Raw genomic sequence first — 12509 nt, forward strand, 5'->3', positions numbered from 1 at the left:
CCCGCACCCCACTTCGCCCCCTGCGCTACGAACTCCGGCGCCTCCTCGGCGTCCGTACGACATATGTGCTCCTCGGCGCCGCGCTCCTCGGCTCCGTCGCGCTCGCCGTCGTACTCGGGCGCTCCGGGCACACCCCGCTGCCCCACCTGGTGGCCGCCTGGCCGAGGTTGCTGCCGTTGCCGCCCGCGGCGCTCGCCGCCGGGATCCTCGGGGCGCTCGCCTTCGGCGAGGAGTACCGCTACCCCGCGCTCGCGGCCGACCGCGGCACCGTCCCGCGCCGGCTCGGACTCCTCCTCGCCAAACTCGCCGTCTCGGCCGTGGCCGCCCTGCTGCTGGCCGTGCTCACCGTCGCCCTGGACGCACAGGCCCTGCGCCTGGTCTACGGCCGTGACGTGGTGCGCGTTCCCCCCGACTGGCCCTCGCTGGTGGCGAGTTGGGCCGGACTGACCGTCGGTTGCGCCTGGGCCGGGCTGCTCGCGGCCGGCATCTTCCGTGCCACCGCCGCCGGGCTCGCCGCCGTCCTGGCGGTACCGGTCGCCGTCGTACCCCTCGTACAGAAGGCGCTGTCGGCCCCGCAGGCACGTTCGGTCGCCGGACTCCCGGCCCGGCTGCGGGACGTGGCCTGGCTGCGCTGGCCCCATCTGCTGGACGACGCGCTGGCCGCGGCGCTGCACCTGCTCGCCCGGCCGCAGGGCGCCGCCCTCGCGCTGTCACTCACCGTGCTGCTCTGCGCCTACGTGGTCACCGGCCTTCGCGGGAGGGCCCGTTGGTGATCCCGCTCCGGCCCCGGTGTGTACGGAGCGTCACAACTCCCCAGACAATGCCCGCTTCTTTCCGATAAAGCGTCAATTGCGTGGGGTGCGGAGATCACCCTTTCGTGTGCTTTTCACCAAAGACCTCAAGGGCCGTGGAAGACCCGCCGACAAAGGATGCGTGAGTACCCTTGCGCACACCATGATGACCACCGCCCGCGCCGCCGACTCCGGCCTCGCAGGACCGGGCGAACTCGACCGCTACCCCTACGCGGAGGCGCGCGGCGCCGACCGCGTCTCCCTCCCCGCCTGGGACGGAGCCGAGGCAGACCTCGGCCGGGTGAGCCGCCGCGCGGCGGGCAGCCGCGGGAGAGGACTGCACGGCCAACTCGTCCAGCAGCTCGGCCAGATGATCGTCTCCGGCGATCTCGGCGCCGACCGCCCGCTGGTCCCCGAGGAGATCGGCCAGCGCTTCGAGGTCTCCCGGACCGTCGTCCGCGAGTCGCTGCGCGTACTGGAGGCCAAGGGCCTGGTCAGCGCGCGCCCCAACGTCGGCACCCGGGTCCGCCCGGTCAGCGACTGGAACCTGCTGGACCCCGACATCATCGAGTGGCGGGCCTTCGGGCCGCAGCGCGACGACCAGCGGCGCGAGCTCAGCGAGCTGCGCTGGACGATCGAGCCGCTGGCCGCCCGGCTCGCGGCGGGGCACGGCCGCGAGGACATCCAGCAGCGCCTCGGCGACATGGTCGAGATCATGGGCCACTCCCTCACCCAGGGTGACGTGATCACCTTCTCGCGGGCCGACGCCGAGTTCCACTCCCTGCTGATCCAGGCCGCGGGCAACCGGATGCTGGAGCACCTCTCCGGCATCGTCGGCGCCGCCCTCCAGGTCTCCGGCGGACCGGTCACCGGCTGTGACCGCCACTCGGAGGTCGCCCTCACCCATCACGGGCGGATCGTGGACGCGCTGGCCGCCGCCGACGGGTCGGCGGCCGAGTCGGCGATGCGCCAGCTGCTCACCGTCCACCCCGAGGTCGAGCGCGTCGTCCCCGCGCCGCGCGAGCACTGAGGGCGGAGCGCTGCCGGGCGAGGCCTCGCCGCCCCGTCCGGAGGAAGCACGCGTCGCCGGACCTCGGGGGGTCCGGCGACGCGAGGGTGGGACCGCGATTGCGGGACTGTGATTCTGGATACTTTGTCCCTACTGGCCGTTTATGTCGGACATGGGGTGTGACTCGGGCCACGTAGATTGGGCGTAACACTCCTCGGAACCGTGCGATGACCTAAGAGGTAACAGCCGAGGAAGGAATACAGCCGCCGTTCGCGGCGCTGTGCAGCTCCGAGGTTCAGCCCGCGTCGTCGGCACAATCCCCAGCCGACGGTCGTCGGCTCCGGCCCGATCATGGGCGGGGCCGGAAGCCGTTTTCCATCGTTCCGAGAGGTTGTTCGTGTCGGCCAGCACATCCCGTACGCTCCCGCCGGAGATCGCCGAGTCAGAGTCTGTGATGGCGCTCATCGAGCGGGGAAAGGCTGATGGGCAGATCGCCGGCGATGACGTGCGTCGGGCCTTCGAAGCCGACCAGATTCCGCCAACCCAGTGGAAGAATGTTCTGCGCAGCCTCAACCAGATCCTCGAGGAAGAGGGTGTGACGCTGATGGTCAGTGCCGCGGAATCTCCCAAGCGCACCCGGAAGAGCGTCGCAGCGAAGAGCCCGGCGAAGCGCACCGCCACCAAGACGGTCGCGGCCAAGACGACCGTGACCAAGACCGTCGCGGCCAGCGCGGCCCCGGCCGCCGAGACCGTGGACGTGTCGGCGGACGACGCCGAGGCGCCCAAGAAGGCCGCCGCCAAGAAGACGGCCGCGAAGAAGACCGTCGCCAAGAAGGCCGTCGCCAAGAAGACGGCGGCGAAGAAGACCGCCGGCAAGAAGGGCGACGAAGAGGTCGTCGAGGGCGAGGAGCTGCTCGAGGACGTCGCGCCCGGCAAGGGTGACGAAGAGGAGGCCGAGGGCGAGAACAAGGGCTTCGTCCTCTCCGACGACGACGAGGACGACGCTCCCGCCCAGCAGGTCGCCGTCGCCGGTGCCACCGCCGACCCGGTCAAGGACTACCTGAAGCAGATCGGCAAGGTCCCGCTGCTCAACGCCGAGCAGGAGGTCGAGCTCGCCAAGCGCATCGAGGCCGGCCTGTTCGCCGAGGACAAGCTGTCGGCCGCCGACAAGCTCGCCCCCAAGCTCAAGCGCGAGCTGGAGATCATCGCCGAGGACGGCCGCCGCGCCAAGAACCACCTGCTGGAGGCCAACCTCCGCCTCGTGGTCTCGCTGGCCAAGCGCTACACGGGCCGCGGCATGCTCTTCCTGGACCTCATCCAGGAGGGCAACCTCGGTCTGATCCGCGCGGTCGAGAAGTTCGACTACACCAAGGGCTACAAGTTCTCCACGTACGCCACCTGGTGGATCCGTCAGGCGATCACCCGCGCGATGGCCGACCAGGCCCGCACCATCCGTATCCCGGTGCACATGGTCGAGGTCATCAACAAGCTCGCGCGCGTGCAGCGCCAGATGCTCCAGGACCTGGGCCGTGAGCCCACCCCGGAGGAGCTGGCCAAGGAGCTCGACATGACCCCGGAGAAGGTCATCGAGGTCCAGAAGTACGGCCGTGAGCCGATCTCGCTGCACACCCCCCTGGGTGAGGACGGCGACAGCGAGTTCGGTGACCTCATCGAGGACTCCGAGGCCGTCGTCCCGGCCGACGCGGTCAGCTTCACGCTTCTGCAGGAGCAGCTGCACTCGGTCCTCGACACCCTCTCGGAGCGCGAGGCGGGCGTGGTCTCCATGCGCTTCGGCCTCACCGACGGCCAGCCGAAGACCCTGGACGAGATCGGCAAGGTCTACGGAGTGACGCGTGAGCGCATCCGCCAGATCGAGTCGAAGACCATGTCGAAGCTGCGCCACCCGTCGCGTTCGCAGGTGCTGCGCGACTACCTCGACTAGGCCGCGTTCGTACGCTTGTCGTACGGGTCGGATGTGACCGAGGGCCCGGTTTCCGTAAGGGAACCGGGCCCTCGCGCGTGTCTGAGCGGGTGCGAGGCGTCAATGCCTCGTTGACTCTGAGTGTGCCTGTGCCACCCGGAGTCAGGAGACCGTATGCGACGTCCCACCGCCCGAGCGCTGCGCGGGGTGCTGGCCCTCACGGCGGCGGCCACCGCCGTACCGCTGGCCGCGCCGGTACCGGCCGCCGCCGACAGTGTGGTCATCGGGGGCACGCCCGCCTCCGTCAAGGACAGTCCCTACGTCGTCGCGCTCTCCAGCCGTACCCGGTTCGGCTCAAAGCGCGCGGGCCAGTTCTGCGGGGGAGCGGTGGTCGCGCCCACGAAGGTGGTCACCGCCGCGCACTGCCTCAGCAGGGAGGTGCTCGGCGCCAACGGGATGGCGGACCTGAAGGTCATCGCGGGCCGCTCCGAGCTGCGCGGCACCACCGGGCAGGAGATCGGCGTACGGGACACCTGGGTCAACCCGGGCTACGACCCGGTCAGCAACGCGGGTGACATCGCGATGCTGACCCTGGCGACCGCGCTGCCCGAGTCGTACGTCATCGGCCTCGCGGGGCCGGGCGATCCCGCGTACGCCCCGGACACCCCGGCGGCGGTCTACGGCTGGGGTGACACCACGGGACGCGGCACGTACGCCCTGTCGCTGCGCTCCACGCGGGTGCGGGTGCTGGCGGACCAGGCCTGTGAGCGCGCCTACCCGCACAGCGCCGAGGGCGCGTACACGAAGGCCACCATGCTGTGCGCAGGCGATCCCGCGGGCGGCCACGACGCCTGCCAGGGCGACAGCGGGGGCCCCCTGGTGGCCATGGGGCGGCTGATCGGCCTGGTGTCCTGGGGAAGCGGCTGCGGCGAGGCGGAGAACCCGGGGGTCTACACCCGGATCTCCGCGTTCGTCGGCCCGTCACGGAACGCGGCGCCCCTGTAGCGGCGCGCGAGCACGAGAACGGGCGGTCGCCCCACGCGGGGGCGACCGCCCGTCGCCGGTCCTGGACCGGCCCTGGCTCGTCGTCAGTGCGAGGTTCAGCGATCCTCTTCGCCTGCGGATTCGGGCACCGCGGTGAGGCGGTCCGTCTCGTCCTGTATCTCAGCGGCGATCTTCTTCAGTTCCGGCTCGAACTTACGTCCGTGGTGAGCGCAGAAGAGCAGTTCGCCGCCGCTGGTCAGAAGGACACGCAGGTATGCCTGTGCGCCGCAGCGGTCGCAACGGTCAGCGGCCGTCAGGGGGCTCGCGGGGGTCAGAACAGTAGTCACGTCGCCTCTTCTCTAGCTCGACGAGCTGTCGTACCAGGGTCAACATCCAACCAGGCCGAAAACGTTCCCGCTCGTGCCTTTTCCTTGAAAGTTCTTGGTCAAGGTGGCTGTCTGCTGCCGGTTGGCGGCGAATGAGCCGTATTGCGGTGCTTTACGGTTTCGCGTTGCTTGTCTCGGTTGGTCCTCCCGGCGGGGTTGCCGGTTGTTCATGAGGACGTGCCCGGAGCCTAAATGGTTCATGCCTGGATGGGAACGTGACATCCGTATCACCCCCACGAGGGATCGAACATGCATACGACGCTGGACTAGCATGAGTATTGCCGAGGGTGGCGTGACAACGGCTCTACCAGGCCTCGGTACCCTCTGACCGGCGACCGACGCCGGCCCCCTACCCACCAGGGGGCGAATTGAAATTCAGCGAGGAGCGAACTGCGTGACCGCCGAGACGTCCGTTCCGTCCACTGCGCTGCTCTCCGGCGCCGACCGGGACGGCTCCAACTACACCGCGCGGCACCTGCTCGTCCTTGAAGGCCTCGAAGCGGTCCGCAAGCGCCCGGGCATGTACATCGGCTCGACCGACAGCCGCGGTCTCATGCACTGCCTCTGGGAGATCATCGACAACTCCGTCGACGAGGCCCTGGGCGGGTACTGCGACTTCATCGAGGTGATCCTGCACGACGACGGCTCGGTCGAGGTGCGGGACAACGGCCGGGGCATCCCGGTCGACATCGAGCCCAAGACCGGTCTGTCGGGCGTCGAGGTCGTCATGACCAAGCTGCACGCCGGCGGCAAGTTCGGCGGCGGCTCCTACGCCGCCTCCGGCGGTCTGCACGGCGTGGGCGCGTCCGTGGTGAACGCGCTCTCGGCCCGCCTCGACGTCGAGGTCGACCGCAACAGCGCGACCCACTCGATCAGCTTCCGGCGCGGTACGCCCGGTATGTTCACCGAGCAGGGCCCCGACGCCCCCTTCGACCCGTCCAGCGGGCTGCTCAAGGGCAAGCGCGTGCCCAAGACCCGCACCGGCACCCGTATCCGCTACTGGGCGGACCGCCAGATCTTCCTGAAGGACGCCAAGCTCTCCCTGGAGACGCTGCACCAGCGGGCGCGCCAGACCGCCTTCCTGGTCCCCGGGCTGACCATCGTCGTCCGCGACGAGCGGGGCATCGACGGCGAGGGCAAGAAGGAAGAGACGTTCCGCTTCGACGGCGGGATCAGCGAGTTCTGCGAGTACCTGGCCCAGGACAAGGGCGTCTGCGACGTGCTGCGGCTCACCGGCCAGGGCAGCTTCAAGGAGACCGTCCCGGTCCTGGACGAGCGCGGCCACATGACCCCCACCGAGGTCACCCGTGAGCTCGGCGTGGACATCGCGCTGCGCTGGGGCACCGGATACGACACGAACCTGAAGTCGTTCGTGAACATCATCGCCACCCCCAAGGGCGGCACCCACGTGGCCGGCTTCGAGCGCTCGGTCACCAAGACCGTCAACGAGGTGCTGCGCTCGGCGAAGCTGCTGCGCGTCGCCGAGGACGACGTCGTCAAGGACGACGCCCTGGAGGGCCTCACGGCGGTGGTCACCGTCCGGCTCGCCGAACCGCAGTTCGAGGGCCAGACCAAGGAGGTGCTCGGCACCTCGGCGGCCAACCGGATCGTCGCCAACGTGGTCGCCAAGGAGCTGAAGGCGTTCCTGACCTCCACCAAGCGCGACGCCAAGGCCCAGGCGCGATCGGTGCTCGAAAAGATCGTCGCGGCGGCCCGGACCCGGATCGCGGCCCGTCAGCACAAGGAGGCGCAGCGGCGGAAGACGGCCCTGGAGTCCTCCTCGCTGCCGGCCAAGCTGGCCGACTGCCGCAGCGACGACGTGGAGCGCAGCGAGCTCTTCATCGTCGAGGGGGACTCCGCGCTCGGCACCGCCAAGCTCGCCCGGAACTCGGAGTTCCAGGCGCTGCTGCCGATCCGGGGCAAGATCCTCAACGTGCAGAAGGCGTCCGTCTCGGACATGCTCAAGAACGCCGAGTGCGGCGCGATCATCCAGGTCATAGGGGCGGGCTCGGGCCGTACCTTCGACATCGACGCGGCGCGGTACGGCAAGATCGTGCTCCTCGTCGACGCCGATGTCGACGGCGCCCACATCCGCATCCTGCTGCTGACCCTCTTCCAGCGCTATATGCGCCCGATGGTCGAGGCGGGCCGGGTCTTCGCCGCCGTCCCGCCGCTGCACCGCATCGAGCTGGTCCAGCCCAAGAAGGGCCAGGACAAGTACGTGTACACGTACTCGGACAACGAGCTGCGCCAGACCCTGCTGGAGTTCCAGCGCAAGAACGTCCGGTACAAGGACTCCATCCAGCGCTACAAGGGCCTCGGTGAGATGGACGCCGACCAGCTGGCGGAGACCACGATGGACCCGCGCTTCCGCACCCTGCGCCGGATCAACATCGGCGACCTGGAGGCCTCCGAGCAGGTCTTCGACCTGCTGATGGGCAACGAGGTGGCGCCCCGCAAGGAGTTCATCACCAGCTCGGCGGCGACGCTGGACCGGTCGCGCATCGACGCGTAGCCGCGAGCACGGCCAGGCCACGGCCTGGGCCGGGTCAGGAGTCGGCCGGTTCGGGGCCGGGGCCCGGGGGCAGTGCCAGGACCACGGCGAGGGCCGGGGTCCGCGTCGCGGTCGCGGCGCGGGGCCCGGCCCTGCCCTCTGTCCGGCCGTGACCGCAGCCGCGGCGGGCTGTCCGGGTGGGGGCTCCACCCGTGGGTGGAGCCGAGGGATCCACCCACGACCCACCCCTGATCCGATGCGTCCGACCAGGCCGTTTCCGTAGCTTCGAGGGCAGAGCAAAGTTCTGCCGATCGTGGTTCCGGAGGCCCAGATGTCCTCGCTCGTGAATGTGCTCGTGGCGGTGGCCGTCGTCGCGCTGATCGTCTCGCGCCAGGTGCGGCCCCAGCGACTGGCCGACGCCAAGCGCTGGTGGGTCGTGCCGGCGGTCCTGGTCTGGCTGGGGATACGGCAGAAGGGCCTGGTCGACCCGGACCACCACCTGGTCTCGGCCGTGCTGCTCGGCATCGAGCTCGCGACCGGGCTCCTCATGGGCGCGGCCTGGGCCTGGACCAGCAAGGTGTGGTCCGAGCCGGACGGCTCGGTGTGGACCAGGGGCACCAGGGCAACCGCGGCCGTCTGGGTCCTGGGCATCGCCGTCCGGGTGGGGCTCGCCGTCATCGCCGCCCTGGCCGGGATACGGATGGGCACGGGCGCCCTGCTGCTGGGCCTGGCCGCCTCGCTCCTGGTCCGCGGCGGCATCCTGGCATGGCGCGCCCGCTCCCTGCCCGCGTCGTACGGTGTTGCTGCCGCCCCGGCCCGGCCGCTGTGGAAGGACCGCGTGTGACCACCGACGTCTGGTTCAGCTGGCCCTCGCGGGAAGCGCTCTCCCACGAGGGGCTCAGCCGCGCGCGGATCGGCATCATGTGGAGCGTGCGCGGGCTGCTGCTCGGCGGGATGCTGTGGACCGCGATCAGCGAGAAGGGCCCGCGGAACTGGTCCTGGGCCGTGGGCGTCGCCATGGTGGCGGTGATGGTCGTGCTGGCCCGGGCGTTCTGGCGGCAGACCCTCGCCCACCGGCTGTCGCCGTCGCTGGGGCTGCTCGCGCTCCTGATGGCGTCGGCGGTGGGCGCGCAGCAGACCGACTGGCACATCTTCGCGGCCATCGCATGGTGCGGCTGCGCGGTCTCCGCCCTGGAGCGGCTCCCGCTGGGCGCCGCCATCCCCTCCACCCTGGTGGCCCTCGGGGCGTATGCCGCGGCGAACACCGACGACTGGCCGACCACCGCCCTGACCACGGCGGGCCTGGGTCTCGCCGGATACGTGCTGCGGCTGGACGCCGAGGCGCGGGGCAGCGCGCAGCGGCTCCTGGCCCAGGAGCGGGCCGCCCGGGCCGCCGAGGCGGAGTCGGCCGCGCTCGCCGAGCGGGCCAGGATCGCCCGCGAGATCCACGATGTGCTGGCGCACAGCCTCTCCGCGCAGCTGGTGCATCTGGAGGCGGCCCGGCTGATGATCGAGCGCGAGCCCGCCGGCGACTTCCGGGACCGGATCCTGGAGCGGGTGGTCGCCGCCCGGTCGATGGCGCGGGAGGGCCTGGCCGAGACCCGGCAGGCGCTCTCCGCGCTGCGCGGCGAGATCACCCCGGTCGAGGACTTCCTGTACACGCTGGTCGAGGGCGGCGGCCCCGGCGGTCCGGCGGGGGTCCAAGTGGCGGGGGAGCGGCGGCCGTTGACGGCCGAGGCGTCACAGACGGTGCGACGCGTGGCGCAGGAGGCGCTGACGAACGTACGCAAGCACGCCCCGGGGGCCGCCGTCGCCGTCCGGCTGGAGTATCTGCCGGACGAAGTGGCCCTGGAGGTACGTGACTCGGGCGGCGGCCAGGTCGCCGATGATCTGGGACTGAGCGGTTCCGGATACGGTCTGCTCGGGATGAGGGAGCGCGCCGAACTGCTCGGCGGGACTCTGGAGGCGGGACCGGAGGAGGAGGGCTTCGTGGTGCGGCTGAGGGTGCCGGCATGACCGGCGAAGGGGGCGGTGTGACGGCAGGAGGCGCCGGGGCCGGGAACGGCGCCAAGGAGGCGGGGCGCGCGATCCGGGTGGTGGTGGCGGACGACCAGTCGGTGGTGCGTGAGGGGATCGTGATGCTCCTCGGGCTGCTGCCGGGTGTCGAGGTGGTGGGCGCGGCCAGGGACGGCGAGGAGGCGGTCGCGCTGGTCGCCGAAGTGGCCCCGGACGTGGTCCTGATGGATCTGCGGATGCCGCGCTGCGACGGGGCCGAGGCCACCCGCCGTATCCGCGCCGAATATCCGGGGACCCAGGTGGTGATCCTGACGACGTACGCCGACGACGACTCGCTCTTCCCGGCGCTGCGGGCCGGGGCGCGCGGGTATCTGACCAAGGACGCGGGCGGCGACGAGATCGTCAGGGCCATACAGGACGTGCTGGCCGGACAGGCGGGCCTGGCGCCCTCGGTGCAGCGCCGGCTGCTCGAACGGATGACGGCGCCCGAGCCCGCGGCCGGTCCGGCGGTGCTGCCCGACGGGCTCACCGGGCGTGAGGGCGAGGTACTCGGCCTGGTCGCGGAGGGCCTGTCCAACCCCGAGATCTCCCGCGCGCTGCACATCTCCACGGCGACGGTGAAGACGCACATCAACAACATCTTCGCCAAGACGGGAGCCAGGGACCGGGCACAGGCCGTGCGGTATGCCTATCAGCACGGCCTCACTCGTCCACCGGGTCCGGCCATCACCTGATGGGGTGAAGCGGGGACGTTGAAGAGTGCGGGGGCGCCCCCACTGCCCATCCTTGGGCACGCGGCCGAACAGGGCCGTGGACTAAGGAGTGTTGTTCGGTGGAGAAGCAGGAAGGGCACGACCCGGCGGCGGGACGGATCGACGACCCCTGGTACGACGCGCTCGCCTCCGGCTGGGGCGAACTGGACGGCACGGTGCCCGCGTTCGCGCCGCCGACGCAGCGGGCGGCCGAGCATGCCCCGGGGCGCAGCGCGGCGGACATCTACCTGGAGGTGCAGCGCAGTGCCGCCTTCCAGGAGGTGCGCGCCCGCTACCGCGGGTTCGTGGTCCCGGCGGCGCTGGCGTTCCTTGCCTGGTACATCGCGTATGTCGTCGCCGCGACCACCGCACCGGAGCTGATGGCTCATCGGGTGGTCGGGGCGGTCAATGTCGCCATGGTCGCGGGGCTCGGCCAGTTCCTCTCCACCTTCCTGCTGACATGGGCGTACGCGCGTCATGCGCGACTGCGCCGGGACAGGGCCGCGCTCGAACTGCGCTGGGACACCCAGGAGATGACACGGGGGGCGGCCAGGTGAGCGTCGGCAGGGACCATCAGGCGCTGGCGCTGCTGCTGTTCAGCGCGTTCGTGGCGGCCACGCTGGCGATCACCACCTGGGTGAGCCGTGACCGGCACGGCTCACCGGAGGAGTTCTACGCGGGCGGGCGGCTCTTCTCCCCCATGGAGAACGGTTTCGCCATCGCGGGCGACTACATGTCGGCCGCCTCGTTCCTGGGCATCTCCGGTCTCATCGCGCTCTTCGGATACGACGGGGTGCTCTACTCCGTGGGTTTCCTGGTGGCCTGGCTGGTGGTGCTGCTGCTGGTGGCGGAGCTGGTGCGCAACTGCGGGCGGTTCACCCTCGCCGATGTGATCGCCGCCCGGATGAGCGAACGCCCCGTCCGGATCGCGGTGGGAACTTCCTCGGTCACCGTGTCCGTTCTCTATCTGGTGGCACAGATGGTCGGCGCGGGCAGTCTGGTGGCGTTGTTGATCGGCGGCTCCAGCGGTGCGGCCCGCGCGTGGACCGTCATCGGTGTGGGTGCGCTGATGGTGATCTATGTGTCACTCGGCGGGATGCGGGCGACCACCTGGATCCAGATCGTGAAGGCCGTCCTCCTGATGGCCGGCACCGTCACGCTCACGGTCCTGGTGCTGATGCGCTTCCACGGCAACATCAACCTGCTGCTCAACACGGCGGCCGAGCGGAGCGGGCACGGAAAGGAGTTCCTCGCCCCGGGGCTCAGATACGGCGGGGGGTGGACCGCGCGGCTCGACTTCATCAGCCTGGGCCTGGCCCTGGTGCTCGGTACGGCGGGGCTGCCGCACATCCTCTCCCGCTTCTACACGGTGCCGACGGCCCGGGCCGCGCGCCGCTCGGCCGTCTGGGCGATCGGTCTGATCGGCGGCTTCTATCTGATGACGATCGTGCTGGGCTTCGGTGCGGCGGCCGTCGTCGGCTCCGCCGAGGTGAAGTCCGCGAACGCCGCCGGGAACACGGCCGTACCGCTGCTGGCGCTCAATCTGGGCGGTGGTGCGGACTCCACAGGCGGAACGGTTCTCTTCGCGGTCGTGGCCGCGGTCGCCTTCGCCACCATTCTGGCGGTCGTCGCCGGGATCACGCTGGCGTCGTCCGCCTCGGTCGCCCACGACCTGTACGCCTCGCTGCGGCGGCGCCACGCCAAGCAGCACAGCGAGGTGACGGTGGCCCGGATCGCCGCCGTCGGGATCGGGGCGGTCGCCATCGGCCTGGGGCTGCTGGCCCGGGACCTGAACGTGGCGTTCCTGGTCGGGCTGGCCTTCGCGGTCGCCGCCTCGGCCAATCTGCCCGTGCTGCTCTACTCGCTGTTCTGGCGGAACTTCACCACCCGGGGCGCGGTCTGGTCGGTCTACGGCGGGCTGGTCCCGGCGCTGGTCCTGGTGGTGCTCTCGCCGGTGGTCTCGGGCGGTCCGCACGCGCTGTTCCCCGGGGTGGACTTCCAGTTCTTCCCGCTGGAGAACCCGGGCCTGGTCTCCATCCCCCTCGGCTTCCTCGCCGGCTGGATGGGCACGGTCACCTCACCCGAGCCGCCGGACGCGGCACGCCACGCGGAGACGGAGGTGCGGTCGCTGACGGGGGCGGGGGCGGTGTAGCGGG

Annotated in this window: 10 protein-coding genes and 1 pseudogene; 10 read left to right on the plus strand and 1 reads right to left on the minus strand. The window is 70.9% G+C overall.

The genetic code is table 11. From position 1 onward, the window contains the following. The 4 genes and pseudogenes from ACJA3G_RS16245 to ACJA3G_RS16260 form a co-directional block, all read left to right on the plus strand. Positions 1-773 (plus strand): annotated as a pseudogene (locus tag ACJA3G_RS16245) (ABC transporter ATP-binding protein); the annotation flags it as partial. A 160-nt stretch (positions 774-933) separates the two neighbouring features. Continuing rightward, positions 934-1821 (plus strand): FadR/GntR family transcriptional regulator, encoded by an 888-nt coding sequence (locus tag ACJA3G_RS16250; protein ID WP_406553697.1) that lies wholly within the window; start codon positions 934-936, stop codon positions 1819-1821. A gap of 376 nt (positions 1822-2197) precedes the next feature. After that, entirely contained in the window at positions 2198-3742 is a 1545-nt protein-coding gene (locus ACJA3G_RS16255; protein ID WP_406553698.1) for an RNA polymerase sigma factor, read from the plus strand. A gap of 153 nt (positions 3743-3895) precedes the next feature. Next, positions 3896-4726: a serine protease gene (locus ACJA3G_RS16260; RefSeq protein ID WP_406553699.1), complete on the plus strand. Its 831-nt coding sequence runs from the start codon at positions 3896-3898 to the stop codon at positions 4724-4726. 95 nt (positions 4727-4821) lie between these two features. On the opposite strand, the gene ACJA3G_RS16265 is transcribed toward ACJA3G_RS16260, so the two are convergent. Further along, positions 4822-5052 carry a hypothetical protein gene (locus ACJA3G_RS16265; protein WP_067165114.1) on the minus strand — a complete coding sequence of 77 codons (231 nt, stop codon included), beginning with the start codon at positions 5050-5052 and terminating at the stop codon, positions 4822-4824. Between the two features lie 433 nt (positions 5053-5485). On the opposite strand from ACJA3G_RS16265, the gene ACJA3G_RS16270 reads away from it, so the two are divergent. The 6 genes from ACJA3G_RS16270 (at position 5486) to ACJA3G_RS16295 (ending at position 12505) form a co-directional block, all read left to right on the plus strand. Further along, positions 5486-7606 (plus strand): type IIA DNA topoisomerase subunit B, encoded by a 2121-nt coding sequence (locus ACJA3G_RS16270; protein ID WP_406553700.1) that lies wholly within the window; start codon positions 5486-5488, stop codon positions 7604-7606. A gap of 310 nt (positions 7607-7916) precedes the next feature. Then, on the plus strand, positions 7917-8429 hold the full coding sequence (locus tag ACJA3G_RS16275; protein ID WP_406553701.1) for a DUF1453 domain-containing protein: 513 nt from the start codon (positions 7917-7919) through the stop codon (positions 8427-8429). Beyond that, a complete protein-coding gene (locus ACJA3G_RS16280; protein WP_406553702.1) occupies positions 8426-9601 on the plus strand; it encodes a sensor histidine kinase in 1176 nt (391 codons plus the stop codon). Before ACJA3G_RS16275 ends, ACJA3G_RS16280 begins: the two co-directional genes overlap by 4 nt. Next, positions 9598-10335, plus strand: coding sequence for a response regulator (locus tag ACJA3G_RS16285; protein WP_406553703.1), 738 nt, complete (start codon positions 9598-9600; stop codon positions 10333-10335). The genes ACJA3G_RS16280 and ACJA3G_RS16285 overlap by 4 nt, the downstream gene beginning before the upstream one ends. Before the next feature lie 98 nt (positions 10336-10433). Continuing rightward, complete coding sequence (locus ACJA3G_RS16290) at positions 10434-10910, plus strand: DUF485 domain-containing protein (protein ID WP_406553704.1); 477 nt, start codon at positions 10434-10436, stop codon at positions 10908-10910. Next, positions 10814-12505, plus strand: a complete 1692-nt coding sequence (locus ACJA3G_RS16295) for a cation acetate symporter (RefSeq protein ID WP_406553705.1) — start codon at positions 10814-10816, stop codon at positions 12503-12505. Before ACJA3G_RS16290 ends, ACJA3G_RS16295 begins: the two co-directional genes overlap by 97 nt. The last annotated feature ends 4 nt before the right edge of the window (positions 12506-12509 follow it).

This window comes from Streptomyces sp. YS-3, from assembly GCF_045257485.1.
Taxonomy (GTDB): Bacteria; Actinomycetota; Actinomycetes; order Streptomycetales; family Streptomycetaceae; genus Streptomyces.

Bases quoted from the DNA above. Each gene is read 5' to 3' on its own strand.
- ACJA3G_RS16285 (WP_406553703.1), top strand. From the start codon at position 9,598: ATGACCGGCGAAGGGGGCGGTGTGACGGCAGGAGGCGCCGGGGCCGGG.
- ACJA3G_RS16295 (WP_406553705.1), top strand. From the start codon at position 10,814: ATGGGCGTACGCGCGTCATGCGCGACTGCGCCGGGACAGGGCCGCGCT.
- ACJA3G_RS16260 (WP_406553699.1), top strand. From the start codon at position 3,896: ATGCGACGTCCCACCGCCCGAGCGCTGCGCGGGGTGCTGGCCCTCACG.
- ACJA3G_RS16275 (WP_406553701.1), top strand. From the start codon at position 7,917: ATGTCCTCGCTCGTGAATGTGCTCGTGGCGGTGGCCGTCGTCGCGCTG.